General features: G+C 68.1%; 15 protein-coding genes. 6 read left to right on the top strand and 9 right to left on the bottom strand.

Annotated elements, in window-relative coordinates; all coding sequences use genetic code 11:
• Positions 1 to 66 precede the first annotated feature (66 nt).
• Both ACOQPE_RS10310 and recA read right to left on the bottom strand, forming a co-directional pair.
• Positions 67 to 1,869, bottom strand: coding sequence for a flavin-containing monooxygenase (locus ACOQPE_RS10310; RefSeq protein ID WP_420608826.1), 1,803 nt, complete (start codon positions 1,867 to 1,869; stop codon positions 67 to 69).
• 156 nt (positions 1,870 to 2,025) lie between these two features.
• Positions 2,026 to 3,111, bottom strand: a complete 1,086-nt coding sequence (gene recA, locus ACOQPE_RS10305; RefSeq protein WP_419854021.1) for a recombinase RecA — start codon at positions 3,109 to 3,111, stop codon at positions 2,026 to 2,028.
• 218 nt (positions 3,112 to 3,329) lie between these two features.
• Between recA and ACOQPE_RS10300 the strand changes: the two genes are divergently transcribed.
• The 3 genes from ACOQPE_RS10300 (at position 3,330) to ACOQPE_RS10290 (ending at position 6,842) form a co-directional block, all read left to right on the top strand.
• Positions 3,330 to 4,214 carry an enoyl-CoA hydratase/isomerase family protein gene (locus tag ACOQPE_RS10300; protein WP_420608825.1) on the top strand — a complete coding sequence of 295 codons (885 nt, stop codon included), beginning with the start codon at positions 3,330 to 3,332 and terminating at the stop codon, positions 4,212 to 4,214.
• An 11-nt stretch (positions 4,215 to 4,225) separates the two neighbouring features.
• Entirely contained in the window at positions 4,226 to 5,530 is a 1,305-nt protein-coding gene (locus tag ACOQPE_RS10295; RefSeq protein WP_420608824.1) for an MFS transporter, read from the top strand.
• A 67-nt stretch (positions 5,531 to 5,597) separates the two neighbouring features.
• A complete protein-coding gene (locus tag ACOQPE_RS10290; RefSeq protein WP_420608823.1) occupies positions 5,598 to 6,842 on the top strand; it encodes a CaiB/BaiF CoA transferase family protein in 1,245 nt (414 codons plus the stop codon).
• Between the two features lie 30 nt (positions 6,843 to 6,872).
• Here ACOQPE_RS10290 and ACOQPE_RS10285 read toward each other — a convergent pair whose 3' ends face one another.
• From ACOQPE_RS10285 to pgsA, 4 genes are all read right to left on the bottom strand, one after another.
• Complete coding sequence (locus tag ACOQPE_RS10285) at positions 6,873 to 7,724, bottom strand: TIGR03619 family F420-dependent LLM class oxidoreductase (RefSeq protein WP_420608822.1); 852 nt, start codon at positions 7,722 to 7,724, stop codon at positions 6,873 to 6,875.
• A 49-nt stretch (positions 7,725 to 7,773) separates the two neighbouring features.
• On the bottom strand, positions 7,774 to 8,676 hold the full coding sequence (locus tag ACOQPE_RS10280; RefSeq protein ID WP_420608821.1) for a TIGR03560 family F420-dependent LLM class oxidoreductase: 903 nt from the start codon (positions 8,674 to 8,676) through the stop codon (positions 7,774 to 7,776).
• Between the two features lie 140 nt (positions 8,677 to 8,816).
• A complete protein-coding gene (locus ACOQPE_RS10275) occupies positions 8,817 to 10,283 on the bottom strand; it encodes a molybdopterin-binding protein (RefSeq protein WP_420608820.1) in 1,467 nt (488 codons plus the stop codon).
• Between the two features lie 34 nt (positions 10,284 to 10,317).
• Entirely contained in the window at positions 10,318 to 10,920 is a 603-nt protein-coding gene (gene pgsA / locus ACOQPE_RS10270) for a CDP-diacylglycerol--glycerol-3-phosphate 3-phosphatidyltransferase (protein WP_420608819.1), read from the bottom strand.
• A 118-nt stretch (positions 10,921 to 11,038) separates the two neighbouring features.
• Between pgsA and ACOQPE_RS10265 the strand changes: the two genes are divergently transcribed.
• Positions 11,039 to 12,121 (top strand): aminotransferase class IV, encoded by a 1,083-nt coding sequence (locus ACOQPE_RS10265; protein ID WP_420608818.1) that lies wholly within the window; start codon positions 11,039 to 11,041, stop codon positions 12,119 to 12,121.
• A gap of 88 nt (positions 12,122 to 12,209) precedes the next feature.
• Entirely contained in the window at positions 12,210 to 14,756 is a 2,547-nt protein-coding gene (locus ACOQPE_RS10260; protein ID WP_420608817.1) for a DNA polymerase, read from the top strand.
• Between the two features lie 94 nt (positions 14,757 to 14,850).
• Here the strand turns inward: ACOQPE_RS10260 and ACOQPE_RS10255 are convergent, their stop codons facing one another.
• Positions 14,851 to 16,122 (bottom strand): MFS transporter, encoded by a 1,272-nt coding sequence (locus ACOQPE_RS10255; RefSeq protein ID WP_420608816.1) that lies wholly within the window; start codon positions 16,120 to 16,122, stop codon positions 14,851 to 14,853.
• A gap of 74 nt (positions 16,123 to 16,196) precedes the next feature.
• Between ACOQPE_RS10255 and ACOQPE_RS10250 the strand changes: the two genes are divergently transcribed.
• Entirely contained in the window at positions 16,197 to 16,976 is a 780-nt protein-coding gene (locus ACOQPE_RS10250; RefSeq protein ID WP_420608815.1) for an SDR family NAD(P)-dependent oxidoreductase, read from the top strand.
• 9 nt (positions 16,977 to 16,985) lie between these two features.
• Here ACOQPE_RS10250 and ACOQPE_RS10245 read toward each other — a convergent pair whose 3' ends face one another.
• Both ACOQPE_RS10245 and ACOQPE_RS10240 read right to left on the bottom strand, forming a co-directional pair.
• Positions 16,986 to 17,753 (bottom strand): alpha/beta fold hydrolase, encoded by a 768-nt coding sequence (locus ACOQPE_RS10245; RefSeq protein WP_420608814.1) that lies wholly within the window; start codon positions 17,751 to 17,753, stop codon positions 16,986 to 16,988.
• 25 nt (positions 17,754 to 17,778) lie between these two features.
• Positions 17,779 to 18,633, bottom strand: coding sequence for an SMP-30/gluconolactonase/LRE family protein (locus ACOQPE_RS10240; protein WP_420608813.1), 855 nt, complete (start codon positions 18,631 to 18,633; stop codon positions 17,779 to 17,781).
• Between the last annotated feature and the right edge of the window lie 46 nt (positions 18,634 to 18,679).

Raw genomic sequence — 18,679 nt, 5'->3', positions numbered from 1 at the left:
GGCGTCAAGGCTAGGGGCGCGCCCAAAGGCGGAAGGCAGGTTGAATTCAGTCAGATCAGGCCGCGGTCAGCGCTGCGTGAAAGCGAAGTTCTCCGACATGTTCTCGCGGGCGTGGGCCATGAAGCCCAAGTACTGCTTGATGTTGCCGTTGAAGTTGCCGTCCTGGCGGCGGTTCTCGGCGCCTTCGAAGTTGTAGTAGCCGGGTGTGCAATCGCGGTTGCGGGTGGTCTTGCCGCGGTTGGCGATGACCTGCTGCACCCACCATTCCTCGGCCTCGGGCAGGCAATCCATGGTCTGCAGGCCGCCCCGGCGCACGAAGTCGATGCACTCGGAGATGTGCTCGCCCTGGCTGTTGAGCACGTCGGTCAGGTTGAACGCGAAGAAGGCCTGATAGCCGCCCATGATGAACAGGTTCGGGTAGCCGGCGGTGTGAATGCCCAGCAGCGTGCGGATGCCGTCTGCGTACTTGTCGGTCAGCTCCAGGTCGTTCTCGCCGACGATGCGGTTGTAGATGCCGGTCTTCTGCACCTCGAATCCGGTGGCGTAGATCAGCAGGTCGAGCTCGTACTGGGTGCCGTCGAAGAGCGGGCCCTGCTCGGTGATCTGGGTGATGCCCTTGCCCTGGGTATCGACCAGGTGCACATTCGGCCGGTTGAACGTGGGCAGGTAGTCGTTGTGGAAGCACGGCCGCTTGCACATGAGCATGTACCAGGGCTTGAGCGCCTCGGCCGTTGCGGGGTCTTCCACAACCTCGTCGATGCGCCGGTGGATGCGCATCATGGCGTCGATGTTGGCGTTCTCCTGGCGGCGGATCTTCTCGTCGCGAGACATCGCCGCACGGCGCGCCTTCTGCTCGTCGCTCAGGCGAGGCCCGGCCATGGCTCGCTCGCGCCGGCGTGCCTGCCAGCCCGGCTGCAGCTTCGCCGCCCAGTCCTGGTCGGTCTCCCAGTCGTCGCGGATGTCGATCGAGGATGGCGTCCGCTGGAAGACGTACAGCTCCTTGGACATCTCGCCGAGCTGCGGGATGGCCTGCACTGCCGTCGCGCCGGTGCCGATGATGCCGACCCGCTTGTCGCTGAGGTTCTCGAGGTCGTCGCCGGTGTAGTCGTAGTCCCACCGCGACGTGTGGAAGGAATGACCGGTGAAGCGCTCCATGCCCTCGATGACGGCCAGCTTCGGCTTGGCGAGGGTGCCGTTGGCGCAGATGACGAACTGTGCGGTGATCTCATCGCCACGGTCGGTGCCGATGCGCCACACCTCCGCCTCGCCGTCCCAGACGGTCGACGTCACGGTGGTCTGGAACATCGCCAGGTCGTAGAGGTCGTACTTGCGGGCGATCAGCCGGCAGTACTCGTAGATCTCGTCGCCGGTGGCGTAGTGCCGCGACGGCACGTAGCCGGTCTCATCCAGCAAGGGCAGGTAGTCGTACGAGACGACATCGCAGGCCACCCCCGGGTACCGGTTCCAGTACCAGGTGCCGCCGACATCGGCGCCGCGCTCGACGATGCGGATGCTCTCCACGCCCTTCTGGCGCAGCCGGGCAGAGGTCAGCAGCGCCGAGAACCCGCCCCCGATGAACAGCACCTCGACCTCGTCGTGCACGGGCGGGCGCTCGATGCGCTCGGCTGCGTACGGATCCTCCTCGTAGCGGGCGAAATCGCCGACAAGCTCCGACGTGTAGATCTGCGTGCCCGGAGGCCGGTAGCCCAGCCGCAGATCGCGTTCTTCAGCGAACCGCCGCTTGATGTCGTCGTAGTACGACTGCGGCGGGCGGCCGTCGACGTCGCGGGAATAGTCGAAGTTGAAGACGTTCTGCGGCTTGTCGGTCTTCTGTTTGTCGACCTTCTGCTTCCCGGTCTGCTGCGCCACCTGACTCTCCCCGATCCGAGGCTCCTGATCCGAAGCCGGATCGCCCCGCTCGCCTACGACCGGATCAGGCTACGACAACACCGCCGTGCGGTGCCGGTTCGTCAGGATGGCCCATGGGCCGCCCGCTGTGGCACCTGTATCGAGCAGATCGGGGCGTCAATCGACGCTGGCACCCTCGGAGCGTGCCGACTGCGCATCGTCGAGGCGGTCGAGCACGTCGGCATCGTCGTCTGCCTCGCCATCGGCCCCGATGCCGAGCGCGGTGCGGATCCGGCCGTCGATCTCGACGGTGACCTCGGGATTCGCGATCAGGAACTTCTTGGCGTTCTCGCGGCCCTGACCCAGCTGCTCGCCCTCGTAGGTGTACCAAGCACCCGACTTCTTCACGATGCCGTGCTCGACACCCACGTCGAGCAGCGAGCCCTCACGGCTGATGCCCTGCCCGTACATGATGTCGAACTCGGCCTGGCGGAAAGGCGGCGCCACCTTGTTCTTGACGACCTTGACGCGAGTGCGACCGCCCACGACCTCGCCCTCGACCTTGATGGCCTCGATGCGGCGGATGTCGATCCGCACGGACGAATAGAACTTCAGCGCCCGGCCGCCCGAGGTGGTCTCGGGGCTGCCGAACATCACGCCGATCTTCTCGCGCAGCTGGTTGATGAACACGCAGATCGTCTTGGTCTTGTTCAGGTTGGCGGTGAGCTTGCGCAGCGCCTGGGACATGAGGCGTGCCTGCAGGCCGACATGGGTGTCGCCCATCTCGCCCTCGATCTCTGCCCGCGGCGTAAGCGCCGCCACCGAGTCGACGACCACGACATCGATGGCACCCGAGCGGATGAGCATGTCGGTGATCTCGAGCGCCTGCTCGCCGGTGTCGGGCTGGGAGATCAGCAGCTCGTCGACATCGACGCCGATGTTCTTCGCATACACCGGATCCATCGCATGCTCAGCGTCGACATAGGCGCACACGCCGCCGGTTCGCTGCGCCTCGGCCACCAAGTGCATGGCGAGCGTGGACTTGCCCGATGCCTCAGGGCCGTACACCTCCACCACCCGGCCGCGGGGAAAGCCCCCGATGCCGAGCGCCAGGTCGATCGCGAGGCTGCCCGAGGAGATCGCCTCGACCGCCATGTGGTGCTTCTCGCCCATCTTCATCACGGATCCGTCGCCGAACTGGCGGCGGATCTGCGTGAGCGTCATGTCCAGCGCCCGGTCCCGTTCTGTGTCTTGCTGACTCATGTCGTCCTCCTCGGACTCCCGTTCGGCCGCACCCGGTGTGCGATGCCGTCTTGGAGCACCGTAGAAGCGGGGTGTGACAACTCACGGGTGGTTTTCTGCCGTGCGCGAATGACAGAAATGTAGTTCCGAACATCAGTTCGTGTCAAGCCTTGAGCCGCCGTGTGCCGAGCGGCGGCGAGCACGCCATCGTGTCGCGCACATGTGGCACGCTGCGACCCATGAGCCCCTCTGCTGAGAAATCCGCTGCGATGACCGACAACGACTTCGAGCTGCTGCACATCGAGCGCGACGCGGGTGTCGTGTTCGCCACCATCGACGCCCCGCCGATCAACGTGATGACGCCGGCGCTGTTCCGCGAGCTCGCGAAGTTCAGCGTTCACGTCGCCGATGACGACTCGGTGCGGGTGGTGGTGCTCCGCAGCGACAACCCGGATTTCTTCATCGCCCACTTCGACGTGACGGCGATCCTGGGCTACCCGACCGATGGCCCCGCCGAACGACCCACGGAACACGTCGGGTTCCACGCCATGTGCGAGACGTACCGCACGATGCCCAAAGCCACCATTGTCGAGATCGGCGGACGAGTCGGCGGCGGAGGCAGCGAGCTGTCGATGTCGTGCGACATGCGCTTCGGCGCGCTCGACCGCACGGTCATCAACCAGATGGAGGTGCCGATCGGCATCCTGCCCGGCGGCACCGGCACGCAGCGGCTCCCCCGTCTGGTCGGGCGCGGCCGCGCCATGGAGGTGATCCTGGGCGGCGTCGACATCGGTGCGCAGACGGCCGAACAATGGGGCTACCTCAACCGTGCACTGCCCGCCGACGAGCTGCGGCCGTTCGTCACCGATCTGGCATACCGCATCGCGAAGTTCCCGCCCCAGGCCGTCGCGCTGGCCAAGCAAGCCGTCAATGCGGCCGACGAACTCCCCCTCAGGGACGGCATGTTCGAGGAGCGATACCTCTTCCAACGGCTCCTGCGCACGCCGGAAGCGCAGCCCGCCATGGAGCAGTTCATTGAACTGGGCGGCCAGACGCACGACGGTGAGATGCGGGTAGGCGATCTCGTCGCCGACATCAGCACCGGCGACAGCACAGACGGCTGAATTCCATTCCTGTGGCAGGTGCCGCTCCCCCGCTCGCGAGCCAGCCTGAGCTGATCGACTCGTGGCGCGCCTGGCTGGTGGCGGTCGGCGCCGGCCTGTCATGCGGCGTGGCCTTCGGCACCATCTACACGTTCGGCGCGTTCATCGAGTCGATGTCGGCCGAGTTCGGAACCGGCCAGGGCGGCACCTCGGTGATGATCGGAATCGCCACGCTGCTGTTCTTCAGCACCGGGATCATCTCGGGCCCGCTGCTGCATCGGCTGGGGCCGCGGCCGCTGCTGGCGGTGGGCGGCGCAATGTTCGTAGCCGGCCTAGTCCTGACCTCGTCGGTGTCGCAGATCTGGCACGGCTACGTCGTCTACGGCATCGGCTGCGGCTTCGGGGCGGGCCTGTTCGTCTCACCGCTGTTCGCGACGGCAGCGTCATGGTTCCTGCGGCACCGGGCAGTGTCCCAAGGGCTGGTCGCGACGGGGCCCGGCCTGGGCACCATGTTCTTGGTACCGCTGGCCGAGCGCATGATCGAGATCCTGGGCTGGCGCGAGGCCTTCCGGTGGCTGGCCGTCATCGCAGCGATCACCTACGTCGTGTGCTTCGTGCTGGTGCGGCGCACGCCGATCGTCGCGACCGCTCATCCGCGCGAGCACGTTCGCCGTGTCTGCCGGACGAAGGCGTTCTGGCTGCTGACGATCGGCTCCGCTCTGTTCGCGGTGCCGGTGATCGGCTCGCTCGCTGCCATCATCCCCTTCGCCCGCTCGGCCGGCATCAGCGCCAGCGCGGCAGCGCTGCTGCTGTCGGTCGTCGGCGGCGCGAGCATCGTCGGGCGCCTGCTGCTGACCAGCTTCGCCCGGGCCCTCGGGTCGGTGCGCTTGCTGACGATCTCGTTCGGGATGCTGCCGGTGGCGTACGTGATCTGGTTCTTCGCATCCGACCGCTACTGGCAGATCGTGGTGTTCGCCGTGCTGCTGGGCGTCGGCTACGGCGGCTTCGTCGCGCTGCAGGGCGACGTCACACCGCACCTGTTCGGCGTAGCAGGCATCGGGTCGGTGCTGGGCCGCCTGTTCTTCTGCTACGGCATCGGCAGCATGGTGGGCCCGATCCTGATGCTCACCATGCACGAGCAGACCGGCGGGACGCTCGTGCCCATCGCCGTCGTGGCAGTGTTCGCCCTGGCGGGAACGCTGGTCATCTCGAGGCTGACACGCGACCCGGTGCCGCTCGAGCCGGCCGAGGGCCCGCCGCCAAGGCGTTCACCAGTGCAGCTGTCCCCGCCGAGCGTCTGGATGCCGGTGCCGGCGAGCAGCGGCATCGCCCGCTGAGAGCGGGCAGCGACATCGGCCGCTGAAGACAGGCAGCGAGCGCTGCGCGGCTCTATCGTCGTGCGCCGTGGAACGCCCGCTCGAAGACGTGCTTGTGCTGGATCTGACCCGCGCGGTGGCGGGGCCGATCACCGGCCGCCTGTTGGCCGATCTGGGCGCTCGCGTCGTGAAGATCGAGCCTCCCGATGCCGACCTCACCAGGTTCATCGTTCCCAACGTCGACGGGTTCTCGCCCTACTTCGCCCAGTTCAACGTGGGCAAGGAGTGCATTTCGCTCGACCTGACCCAGCCCGCCGGCCGCGACGTGCTGCTGTCGATGGTCCCCAAGGCCGACATCGTGCTGGAGAACTACCGGCCGGGAGTGCTCGACAAGCTGGGGCTGGGCTACGACGTGCTCAGCGAGATCAACCCCGGCATCATCGTGGCGTCTGTCTCGGGTTGGGGGCACGGCAACAGCCGCAGCGGCCGGGGAGCGTTTGCGTCGGTGCTGCACGCCGAGGCCGGCGTGACCGAGATGGTCTCCCGGCGGCGGGGAGGGGACGCCTACCGCAACGACCCGATGTCGCACGCCGACACCTACACCGGGCTGCATGCTCTGGGCGCCGTTCTGGCGGCGCTCCACATGCGCATGCGGACCGGGCGCGGCCAGACCGTCGAGGTGTCGATGGCCGAGAGCACGCTGATGTGCAACGACCAGGCCGCGACCGACCTGACCGGCCAGGATCCGATGATCGGTTTCAAGGGCGGGCAGAACTGGGCGGCGGTGTACGCGCTGTCAAACGGCCGGCACGTCACCGTGACACTCGATCTCACCGCCAACTTCGGCTTCAAGGTGATCGCGGCAGCGATGAACCGGCCAGATCTGCGCGACGACCCGCGTTTCGCCCGCATTGAGGATCGCGTCCTGCATCGCGACGAGATCGAAGCCATCTTCGGCGAATGGGTGAGCCAGTTCGACAGCGCCGAGGCGGTCGAAACAGCGATCGGCGTGAAGTCGGTGATGGCAGCAGAAGTGCGCACCGTGGCTGAACTCGCCGAAACCGACTGGGCCGCTGAGCGCGGCGCTTTTGTCGACATCGTGGGGGGCGAAGCCGCCGCACCGATGACCGTTCCGCAATCGCCGTGGCGGTTCAGGGCAGCCGATGCAGGCGTGGCGCCGGGAGCCGTCGCCGGTGACCGGGGTCAGCACAATCGCGAGGTGTTGCGCGAGCTCGCCGGCCTCGACGACAGAGCGATCGATACGCTCGAAGACCAAGGCATCGTGTCTGCCGGCGAGGCCATCCGCCGGCCGAACGCTGCGGGGCGCCGGTAATCCGGCGGTCACGCCCGGCCCCGGCCGGACTCAGTTCAGAATCGTCGAGCCGATGTGGTCGACGAAGGCGGCTACTTCGTCGACGGTTTGGCCATTCGGCAGCAGCACCAGGCGGTCCACGCCCATCTCGGCGAAACGCTCGACCATCTCCGGTGTCGGCCGCACCCGCGGCGTCACGGTGATCTCCAGCCTGCCGAGTTCGGCGGGCCGGTCGTAGCGGGCGCCTGCCTCCGACAGACCGTCGATGCAGCGCTGCGTGGCGTCGTAGTCGAGCGCGAACCCGTACCAGCCCTCGCTCATCGTGACCGATCGGCGGTAGGCAGGCGCGGTGTGGCCGCCCATCACCACTGGCGGGCCCGGCTGCTGGACCGGCCTGGGACGAGCCTGCACATCGGAGAAACTGACGAACTCGCCCTCGTACGCGGGCGCGTCCATCGACCAGATGGCGCGCATGGCCTCGATGTATTCCTCGGTGCGGCGGGCACGGTCTTCCATCGGGATGCCCAGCGCTTCGAACTCCGGGCCGAGGTAGCCGACGCCGACGCCGAACAGCAGACGGCCGCCCGACAGCACATCCACGCTGGCGAGTTCTTTGGCCAGCACCAGCGGGTTGCGCTGGGGAACGATGATGATGCCCGTGCCCAGCTTGATCTCGCTGGTGAGCGCTGCGACGTACGCGAGGGCGACCGCGGGGTCGAGCATCGGATGCAGCGGCGGCAGCGGCGATGGCGGCGCCTGCGGGTCGGGCAGCACCACGTGCTCCCCCGTCCACACCGACTCGAAGCCGGCTTGCTCGGCGGCCACGGCAATGCGGCCGGCGCCCTCAGCGCCGGCTGCATCGCCCAGCGCCCCCATGTTGATCTGAAACAGACCGATCTTCATCTCGTTCTCCTGTCGTCGGAGTGTCGTGTGGTGTGGTGTTGCGCTGCCGTCAGCGGAAGTTGGGTGCTACCTCGTTGATGAACAGGTCCATGGAGTGCTTTTTGGCATCCATGGGGCCGAAGGTGAAGTCGGGGATGATCAGCTCGTCGACGCCGACCTGCCGGTACTGCTCGACGACCTCGCTGACCTCGTCGGGAGTGCCGACGATGGTGGCCCGGCCCAGGTCCATGGCACGGAAGCGGTCCAGCTTGGCCGAGTCCTCATTGATGAACAGCAACGCGCAGGCTGAACGGCTGATCTCGCCGGGGTCGCGGCCGATCGCCTCGCAGTGCCCGTCGAGTACCGAGCACAGTTCGGCGATGTCATCGGGCATACCCCAGTAGTTCCATTCGGTGGCCCAGCGAGCAGTGGTCCGCAGCGTGCGCTTCCGACCGCCCCCGCCGATCAGCAGCGGGACCGGTGACTGCACCGGCTTGGGGTCGAGCGGTGCCCCGGCCACCGTGTAGTGCTCGCCGTTGAAGTTCGTGCGTGTGTTGCCGAGCAGCGAGCTGATGATCTCGACGGCCTCGTCGAAGCGATCCATGCGGCTGCGCAGCGTGCCGAAATCGAATCCGTAGGCCTCGTGCTCGTTCTCCTGCCATCCGGCGCCGATGCCCAGCACCACCCGGCCGCCCGACAGGTGGTCGATCGTTGTGGCGATCTTGGCCGTCAGCGCCGGGTTGCGGTAGGTGTTGCCGGCCACGAGCGGGCCGAGACGTACCCGGGGCACTGCTACCGCAAGCGCCGCGAGCACCGACCACGCCTCGTGGACCGGCTGGTCCACGTTCTCCTCGTTGGGCATGAAGTGGTCGGCAAACCACAACCCGTCCCAGCCGGTGACCTCGGCGTGCTGGCAGCACTCGATGACCGCCGAGGTCTCTTGATCGTTCTTCGTCCAGAATCCGAAACGCATCGGGACAGCCTGCCATCCAGAGATCGCGTTCGCGGGATGTGGGAATGGCCGTCCGTGGGCCGCTCGGGCCACGGCTTCGCCCTGAGCTTCCCGCTCTGGCTCGCTGCGCTCGCGGACCGCTCGGGCCCGGGGCTCAGCCTCTAGCGGCGGCCGGTGAGTGTGAGGCGCAGCAGATTGAGCGCCGAGATGGCGCTGTAGTCGGCGAGCCGCTCGCGGTCGCCGGGCAGGCGGATCTCGTCGGCCTTGTCGCGGTGAGCGACTGCGGGAATGTCGCCGCGCGCTGGTTGCGCCGAGATCGACACGGCCAGGAACGCCGTGCCGAAGGGATGCTCGGGCGTGGCTGCGTTGCGGTCTTCGATCGCCGTGACAGCGAGGCCCACGCTGGCGCCGGTGCGCAGGCGGGCCGCTCGGGCGAGCGCCTCGGCGCCGGCGGCCGACGCGAGCGGCGGAACGAGATCGTCGCCCATCGGCGACACCGTCGACGAGCCGGCATGCAGCAGGTACTCCGTCAGGTGCTCTGAGCGGGCCACGATGCCGCCCGCGAAAGTGCGCGGACCGGTCCCGCCATCGGGTTGGCCGGTATCGGCTGCGGACGCGAGCCCGGGATCGCCCAGCTTGGCCCCGCCGGGCGCCGTGCCGGCACGCATCGCAGCCTCTGCCGACGACAGGCGGTTCGCCATGCGGCCGCCGGTGATCGTCTCGGCGACACCGAGCGTCAAACCCAGCCGGCCCAGCTCGGCGAGCACGGCCGCTTCCATGTTGTCGTCGTCGTAGGCGAAGACCAGGTCGCCGAGCAGCGGCTCAAGCACCGCCTGCTCGGACTCGATCAGGCGCCACGCTTCGGCCGAGTCAGCACCCTTGGCGGTGATCCGCACCTTGATGCCCTCGATGCCGCTGGCCAGGAACGCCAAGGTCGGGTTGCCAGCTTCGTCCAGCTCATCGATGCGACCGGCCAGCATCTCGGCCAGACCCGATTCGCTCTGACCCCACGTGCGCAGCACCCGGCTCTCGATGGTTGCGCTGACACCGGCGCGCCGCTGCAGGTCGCCGAGCACCGTGCCGTTCATCATCTCGCGCATCTCATACGGCACACCGGGCACCACGTACACCACGCGGTCGAGTACCTCCGCCCCGTCCGGCGGCTCAGCGCCGGGAGCGACGGCCCCGGTGCCCTCCACCCAGCGAATGGGCGCCACCAGGCCGGGCGCAGTGCCGGGCTGCTGCGGGATCGGCGACGCGCCGACGGGAACCATGGCCTGACGCAGGTTGTTCTCGGGCATCGGGCGGCTTCGGCTTGCGAACATCGCCCGAATCCGCTCGGCGATGCGCTCGTCGAGCACCAGCTCGACCCCCATCACCGACGCCAGCACCTCACGGGTGATGTCGTCTTGGGTGGGCCCCAGGCCGCCGCACACGATCACGGCATCGCTGCGGTCGAGCGCCAGCCGGAAGGCGTCCTCGATGCGATCCCAGTTGTCCCCCACCTTGGTCTGGTAGTGGCTGTCGATGCCGGCCAGGGCGAGCTGCTCGCCCATCCACGAGGAGTTCGTGTCGACGATCTGGCCCAGCAACAATTCGGTGCCCACAGCGACGATCTCAGTCTTCACAAGCCGTGACCCTAGGGGCAGAGGATGGCGCGGTTCAGCCGGAAGTGTCGTCGCCGAGCTGCGCGGCCGCCACGCCATGAGCCGACCGCAGGTACGACCAGCCGGTCCACGCAGTGAGCGCCACCGCCAGCCACAGCGTGAGCGTGGCCACCCAGTGGGCGTTCGTGGCCAGCGGCGGCATGACGGCGAAGCCGATGGCCCAGAGCTGGACGAACGTCTTCCACTTGGCGAGCTTGGTCGCCGGCACCGTGATGCCTTGGCGGCCGGCACGTGACCGGTAGGCGCTGATCAGCAGCTCCCGTGCCGCGATGACGATCACCGGGACAGCGTGGAATTGGCCGTTCCACACGAGCGCCGCCATGCCGCCGAGCACCAGCACCTTGTCGGCCAGCGGGTCCAGGAACGCGCCCGCACGCGTCGTGCCGTGTCGGCGGGCCAGCCAGCCGTCGAGGTAGTCGGTCATGGCGATGGCGAAACCGACGACGAACGTGGACCAGCGGGCCTCGTCGGTCCGCACGATCATCCAGATGAACACGGGCGAGGCCGCAATCCGGGCGACCGTCACCAGGTTGGCCGGCGTCGCCAGCGCCGTCGGCCCGAACGCCGGGGGCGCGTCCTCCCCATCCGGAACCGCCATTGCCCAGCGAGGTTACGCGCGCCGACCATCAACGGCGCCCCCTCAATGGACGCTGCGACCGACTGGGATCAGCAGCGGCTCCCGAAGCCGGGCACGGCGGTCCACCTAGTATCGGCACGTGGCGCTGCGAACGGTTTCGGGGAACGGCTCGGGGAACGGCGACGCTGCCGCACCAGACGAGTCCGGCGGCAGCCTGCGCCCGGCCCAGCAGATCCTGAGTGCTGCCGAAGCTGTCGAGCGCATGTCCGCGCGACGCCGGGGCAAGCGCGGTTGCTACGCCATGTTCAGCTCCTACTTGGGAGGCGTCGTCACCGATCCCACCGTCATGACGGTGCCGCTCGACGATCACATGGTGCATCGGGGCCATGGCGTCTTCGACACCTGCTCGCTGGTGAACGGCCGGCTGTACCGGCTCGGCATCCACATCGATCGGCTGCTTGCGAGTGCTGCGGGCGCCCGCCTCCAGATTCCGTGGTCGCGCGACGAGCTCATCCAGATGGTCGCCGACACCGCGGCAGCCTCCGGTGCCCGCAACGCCATCGTCCGCTACTGGCTGACAGCGGGCCCGGGCGGGTTCTCGTTCATGCCGGCCGAATGCGAAGAGCCGTGCTTCTACTGCGTCGTGCTCGACCCCATGAGCTTCGGCGATGGAGGCTTCGACCCGATGCGGGACGGCTTCCGCGAAGCAACGGTGCGCGAGACGCCCCAAAAGCCGCCGCTGCTGGCCCAGATCAAGTCGAACAACTACCTGCTGAACGTCCTGACCCACCTCGAGGCGGCCGACGGCGGGGGGACATTCGGGATCATCGTGGACGACGACGGCTTCATCGCGGAAGCCTGCGTACTGAACGTGTGCAGCGTGAGCCACGACGGCGTCTTCGTGACTCCCCCGTTCGAGGGCATCCTGCACGGCACCACCATGCGGCGCCTGCTGGATCTGGCCAGGGGGCCGCTCAGCGACGAAGGACTGCTGCGCGGCGTGGAACAGCGGCCACTGCGGGCCGACGAGGCTCGCGCCGGCGCTGAGGTCATCATGTCCGGCGGCGACACTCACGTTTTCCCGGTGGTGGAGTGGGACGGCGCCCCGATCGGCAACGGCACAGTCGGCCCTGTGGCGAAACGCTTGCACGATCTCATCACCGCCGAGACCGAAGCAGGCGACGGCTCACCCGAGGATTTCATCGAAGTGCAGTACGCCTGAGGTGGTCGGGGGCCGTCCCATCCAGGCGGCTCGCGATACCCGCTGCAGCTGTCCGGTGGCTGTGACAGGGCCGTCCTAGGGTGCGCTCGTGGACGCCGTTGCCGATCTTGCCCGTGCCCCAGCGGACGTCCGGCGGCTCGACCCGCGTCCAGAAGCCTCGCGAGATCCGGCTCAGGTGCCCGTCACGGTCGTGGGCCCCGACCGGCTCGGCGAGTTCGTCGGTGCGCTGTCGGCGTCCGAAGCCCGTGCAATGGATACCGAGACGGTCTATGAGCCTCGCTATGCGGGGTCGCGCGGTCGCGTTCCCCAACTGCGGGTGATATCCGCGGCAACTCGCACTCCCGACGGTGCCGAGCACGCATGGGTCGTCGATGTCGCCTCGCACGAATTGTGTGAACTGGCGACAGCGTTGCACGAGGGCTTGCGGCTCCAGGACCTGGCGTCGGATGCCTGGAACGCGACGTTTGACGATCGTGTCATCGACACCCATCTCATGGAGCCGGCCGCGGCTGCGGGTGCGGCGGTGGGGTCATTGCGCTGGTGGGACGCACAGCTGGCCGATGCTCTGCTGCATCAGGGGCTGACCGGGTTCAGCTTCTTCCATGGGCTTGCGTGGGCCGCCGAGCGCTATCTCGGCCTCAGCGTCGAAGGGAAGGCCACGACACAGCTCTCCTACTCCGCCAACGGGCCGCTGAGCGACAGCCAGGTGGCCTACGCAGCAGCGGACGCAGTGGAGACCTTGTGGGTGTCCGACGAGCTGCGTGAGGGGCTGCGAGACGCCGGGCTGGAGGAGGTCTGCCGTCTGGAGCAGGCGGCCCGGCCGTTTCTCGACCGCATGGAGCGCGCCGGTCTGCCCTTCGACGTGCAGGGTTGGGAAGCCGAGCTGGCGGAGCTGGCGTCGCGGCGCGTCGAGGTGCTCACCCATTTGGCCGAGCTGACCGGCGGCGGTCAAGGCGATCTCTTCGGCGGCGGTCTCGAGCCCAGCTGGAACCCCGACAGCGAACAGCAGGCACGTGAGGTCCTGAACCGTTTCGCGTCCGACGAGGTGGAGGCATGGACGGTCAAGACCGACGGCCGAGCCCGGCCGCTGGCGCCGACTGATTCGCTCGGCGCCTCGGTGCTGGCGGGCATCGGCGGCGAACTCTGCAGCGCGCTGCTGGCCTACCGCGACCTGTCCAAGACCTTGAGTACGTATGGGCACACGATGGCCGAGCACCTGTGGGACGACGGCCGCCTGCACCCGGAGTACCTGCAGGTGGTGGGCACCAACACGGGTCGGCTGGCCAGCCGCAACCCGAATGCGCAGAACTTCACCCCTCGGCTGAAGCCCTACATGAAGCCCTCGCCCGGGCGGGTCTTCGTCTATTCCGACTTGAGCCAGGCCGAATTGCGCTTCGCCACCCAGCTCGCGGGCGACGACGGCCTTCGGTCGGCGTTCGAGCAAGGTCTCGATATCCACACCGCCACCGCTGAGCGGATGTTCGACGTGCGCCTCGACGGACCGGCGGGGTTGGCGGCGCTCGACCGGCCCCGCTACGAGGAATTCCGCACCAAGGCCAAGCGCATCAACTTCGGGATCCTGTACGGGCAGCGCGGCGCGGGGCTGTCGCGTGGCCTCACCGACGCCGGCGTGCCGACCAGCCGCGGCGAGGCCGACGCGCTCATCGAGGCCTACCTGAGCGCGTACCCCGGCATCGCCCACTGGGTGGACGAGCGGGACCGCTTCATCGGTCACTTCGCCGCCACCTCGCTGGATGCCGATTGGCCGCTGACGCTGCGGCTGGGGGCCCTGTGGCCCCGCACCGATGACGCTCGGCGGACGCTTCGGAGCCAGCAGCGCCGGCATCACAGCGCCGAGGAGGTCCACGAGGCCCTGCTCGCAGCCGATCGGGCCGGCGCGATCGACCCGGGCCGGTTCGCCGGCGGCCCGACGATCGGCCTGAGCGAGATTGACGTTGCCGAGGTGGCGTGGGCGCTGTCGTTTGCCGCGCCGGTAGTCGTCCGTTCCGATGGCTCGCCGCTGTCGTTCAGCTCGCATACGCCGGCTGGTCGCCGGCAACAGTTCACGTTCTCCGTGGACTGGGTGCTGGGCGAAGCCGCTGCTGTGGTCGGCTGCTCGACCAAGCCCCGGCCGGCCGAGGTGTGGCGGCGAGTGCTGGCCCGCTTCGACCTTGCTCCGCCGACGGCCGCAGCGGGCGGCACGCTACGGCCGGCCGTGGACAAGGTGCTGGAGCAACGGCACCTGCGGCGGGCTGTCATCGACGAGGTCGGCGTTGCCATGGGCGACGCCGACCAGCAGTTCCTGCTGCGGCGCGCGTTGCACACCCGGGTCGGCCAGATGGCCAATGCCTACCGCAACGCCCCGATCCAAGGCGGCGTGGCCGACGTGATGCTCGACGCCTACGGTCGGCTGAGCGAAGCGCTTGAGCGCTACCCCACAGCCGACGCTGTGCAGACCGTCCACGACAGCGTCGTCATCGAGTGCGACGAAGCCGAAGCTCACGCCATCGCCGCGGACGTCAAGTCAGCGCTGGAAGCTGCCATGTCACGCTGGTGCCCCGACGTGCCCACGGTGGCCGATACCGACATCCGCACGAGCCTGTCGGAGACCTCGATCCTCGAACAGTTGCGTTGAGAGGGCTGCCGCCTACGGCCATCGGGCCAGGCGCGTCCGTTCAGACCGCCGCCTGTGAGGCCGTCGAGCGGCTGCCCCGGCGGGCTTGCCGTGCCTACTGCGAGCCCGCCGGCTGGGGCAGTCGCCGGTTGCTCACGGCGGCCATCGAGTAGACGACCATGCTGAGCGTGACGGCGATCCCCATGGTCAAGAACATGGCGCGCACGCCGACCCATTCCGCTAAGGCGCCCAGCGGCGCTGCCGCCATGGCGAATGCTGCGAACGGAAGCTGCACCAGCGATTGCACGCGCCCTTGGTAGGCCTCGTCGGTGGCACGCATGACGATCGTCTGAATGAGCGAGATGAACCCGACAGATGCCGCCCCGATGGCCGCAGTCACCGCCAAGGCGATCGCATAGGTCGGCGCCCACGCGAGGGCCACGATCGAAGCGCCGAAGGCGAAGCCCAGGCCGATCAGGATGGAGTGTGCGCCCGGCGAGTCGGCGCGTGACGCGAGCACGATCGACGCAGCCACCGCGCCGATCGACGACGCCCCGGAGATGAACCCGACATGGGCGTCGCCGAGACCGAAGACGCCTTCGACCAGCGCCGGCTGGAAGGCGACGTAGCTGAAGCCGAACATGATCACGATGATCGAGGTCACGATCGGTCGCCGAAGCTCAGGTCGGCTCATGGCGTAGCGGATGCCTTCGCGGATCTCGGCCAGAGGACTGCTGCGCGCGTGGCGCACGGGTCGGGCGTCATCGCTGGAGCCGGAAACGGATCGTTTCGTCTCCGGCAGGGGCATCAGCAGCACGAAGCTCAGCGTCGCAATGGCCGCCGAGACGAAGTAGGCGCCGGCGAGCCCGAACAGCGCCCACCCGGCCAGCAGCCCGGCACCGGTCGGGGCGATAACTCGGCTGCCGCTCAGCGACAGCGACGACAGCGTGATCGCATTGCCCAGCCGCTCACGCCCGACCAGCTCAGTTGTCATCGAGATGCGAGCCGGGCCGATCAGCCCGAACATCAGGCCTTGCAGCGCGCTGGAGACGAGCAGCATCCAGTAGTGGATGACATCGGTGGCCAGTGCCAAGCCCATGCCCACCGAGCCGAGCAGCAGCACCATCTGGCCGAACAGCATCAACCGCCGCTTCGAGAGGCGATCCGCCGCCACGCCGCCGAAGAGCGTCGACACGCCCAGTGCCAGGCCGAAGGCGAAGAACACGATGCCCAGTGCGCTCTCGCTCTCGGTGAGGTCCCAGGCCAGCAGCGCCCGCAGCAGGAACTGCATCTGAATGCTCATGAACGAGAACACCCCGCTCAGCCACAGAAGTCGGAACCCGGGAACCCCCAGCGCGGCGAATGTCGCAACCCGCTCGCTCTTCATCGCGGTGGACCCTCCGACATGCCGACTGCCGACGCTAGCTTCGATCCGGCGAAAACGACTTGGAGGAAAGCAACATGCCGCGTCTCGACCTCAGCGGAGCATCAGCCATCGTCACGGGCGGAGCGTCGGGCATCGGCGAGGCCAGCGCTCGCCAGCTTGCCGAAGCCGGAGCCCATGTGGTCATCGCCGACCTGCAGGACGACCTCGGCGCCGAAGTGGCATCGTCGGTCGGTGGGCTGTTCGTGCGCTGCGACGTCACCAGCATTGATGACGCGAGTGCCGCGGTGGATGCCGCATCGGAGATGGGGCCGCTGCGTGCGCTGGTCAACTCGGCCGGGTTGGGCCGTGCCGGGCGCACGATCGACCGCAACAACGTGCCCATGGATCTCGAGCAGTTCCGCTTCGTGATCAATGTGAACCTCATCGGCTCGTTCAACATGCTCGCCCAGGCGGCATCGGCCATGGCCAAGACCGAGCCCGCCGACGACGACGGGTCCCGTGGCGCGGTGGTCAACATGGCGTCGGTAGCGGCCTTCGACGGCCAGATCGGCCAAGCCGCCTACTCGGCCTCCAAGGGCGGCGTGGTGGGCATGACCCTGCCGATCGCCCGCGACCTGTCCGCCACCGGCATTCGCGTCAACACGATTGCGCCGGGCCTCATCGACACGCCGATCTACGGCGAAGGCGAGCAATCTGAGCAGTTCAAAGCGCACCTGGGCCAGAGCGTGCTGTTTCCCAAGCGTCTGGGCTACGGCGAGGAACTCGCCTTCATGGTCATGGAGTGCATCACCAACCCGTACATGAACGGCGAGGTGATCCGCGTCGACGGCGGCATCCGGCTGCCTCCCCGCTGAGCGGCACTGTCAGGCCAAGAAGTCGGCGATGGCGTCGTTGAACGCCTCGGGTTGCTCCTGGTTGGCGAGGTGGCCGGCGTCGCTGATCTCTGCGTAACGAGCGCCCGCAATTCCCTCCGCCAGCCTCTGTGATGTGCGGGGCGGGGTGACCTCGTCGTGCTCGCCCACCACCACCAGTGTCGGCACAGCGATGCGTTCAAGGTCCGGGTAGTGGTTCGACTCTGCCATCGAGTCGCACGCCCACTGGTAGCAGGGCATGCGGATCGACGGGATCATCATGTCGGCAACGTGAGCCCGCAGCTCAGCGGAGGCGTCAGGGCTGACAAGCCGCTGCGCCCGGGCCGCTGCGAAACCCTCAGGGCCGAGGTCGACAAAATCGATCGCCCGCGCCCGCATGGCTTCGGCCTGTTCCGGTTTCGTGCCGGCGCCGGCACTGGAGTCGGCCAGGACCAGCGCAGAGACCAGCTCAGGGTGCCGCAGCACCAGACGGGTCGCCGTGACGCCGCCCCACGACACGCCCAGCACAGCGACCGGGCCGTCCGATTCAGCCGTGATCAGCGATGCAGCCGCGTCAGCCCAGCCGTCGATGCCAGGGGCACTGGCGGGATCGGCCGAATAGCGGTAGCCGGGAGCGTCCCACGCCACCAGCCGCATCCCGAGCCGCTCGGCCAGCGGGCGCTGACCCAAGAACGCATCCGCACACGAACCAATGCCGTGCAGGCACAGCAGCACCGGTGCGTCATGCGCCCCGTATGACCAGCGGAAGATGGCGCTCACCGGACTGTTCCCATCGACGCGAGTTTCACTGGCTCGAGCGCACCCGGGCCAGCGGGGTCGGGACGCCGGCAACAGGGGCGCGGGTGCGGAAGATGCAGCCGCCGCCCGACGTGCCGCCGCCGTCCGACGCCCCAGCGGTCACGATGTAGAGATCACGCATGTCGGCGCCGCCGAAGCAGACGCTGGTGACGAACTGGTCGGGAACCGGCACGGCGAGATCGGGTTCGCCCTCGGGCGTGTAGCGCTGCACGCGTGCGCCTTCGGCCAGCGCGACCCACACGCCGCCTTCGACATCCACGGCAAGGCCGTCGGGCACCTTGCCTTCGCGCACGAACTCCCGGCGGTTGGTCACCGAATCGCCGTCGACATCAGACACCCACACTCTGCCCGGGATGCTGTCGGAGTGATACAGCCGCGATCCGTCGGGCGAGAAGCCGATGCCGTTGGTGAGCTGCACGTCGCCATACACCTCATCGGCTGTGCCATCGAGGTTGATGCGATACAGCTCGCCGGCCTCATCGGGTGACGACAGGTCGAACGGGTTACGCCTCAGCGAGCCCACGTAGACCCGTCCCAACGAATCAGTGTGCATGTCGTTGAAACCGGCCACGTCGGGAGCGAACAGCACTTCCGATCCGGCTTCGGTGACGTGCTGGATGTTGCGCCCGCTCACCACCACGCCGCCGTCGGCGTGCAGCACCATGCCGCCCACGCCGCGCCGCTTCGGCACCACCACTTCGATCTCGCCATCAGGCCTGCGCCGGCGCACCCCGCCGTTGGGCACATCGGAGAAATAGAGGTTGTCATGCTCGTCCACCCGCGGACCCTCGATGAGGCCCCACCCCGAACTCAGCAGCTCCAACTCGAATTCAGCGCTCATCGACGTCTCCCCTGCTCCGAGCCGTGAGACTCATCCGGCGGCCCCG

Source organism: Candidatus Poriferisodalis sp., assembly GCF_965219595.1.
GTDB lineage: Bacteria > Actinomycetota > Acidimicrobiia > Acidimicrobiales > Poriferisodalaceae > Poriferisodalis.
The sequence above is the reverse complement of the archived record's forward strand: the minus strand, read 5'-3'. Positions and strand labels throughout refer to the sequence as shown.

Excerpts from the sequence above, each read along its gene's own strand:
- ACOQPE_RS10285 (WP_420608822.1), bottom strand. The coding sequence starts at position 7,724 with ATGAAGATCGGTCTGTTTCAGATCAACATGGGGGCGCTGGGCGATGCA.
- ACOQPE_RS10255 (WP_420608816.1), bottom strand. The coding sequence starts at position 16,122 with ATGAAGAGCGAGCGGGTTGCGACATTCGCCGCGCTGGGGGTTCCCGGG.
- pgsA (WP_420608819.1), bottom strand. The coding sequence starts at position 10,920 with ATGGCGGTTCCGGATGGGGAGGACGCGCCCCCGGCGTTCGGGCCGACG.
- ACOQPE_RS10240 (WP_420608813.1), bottom strand. The coding sequence starts at position 18,633 with ATGAGCGCTGAATTCGAGTTGGAGCTGCTGAGTTCGGGGTGGGGCCTC.
- ACOQPE_RS10250 (WP_420608815.1), top strand. The coding sequence starts at position 16,197 with ATGCCGCGTCTCGACCTCAGCGGAGCATCAGCCATCGTCACGGGCGGA.
- recA (WP_419854021.1), bottom strand. The coding sequence starts at position 3,111 with ATGAGTCAGCAAGACACAGAACGGGACCGGGCGCTGGACATGACGCTC.
- ACOQPE_RS10300 (WP_420608825.1), top strand. The coding sequence starts at position 3,330 with ATGAGCCCCTCTGCTGAGAAATCCGCTGCGATGACCGACAACGACTTC.
- ACOQPE_RS10280 (WP_420608821.1), bottom strand. The coding sequence starts at position 8,676 with ATGCGTTTCGGATTCTGGACGAAGAACGATCAAGAGACCTCGGCGGTC.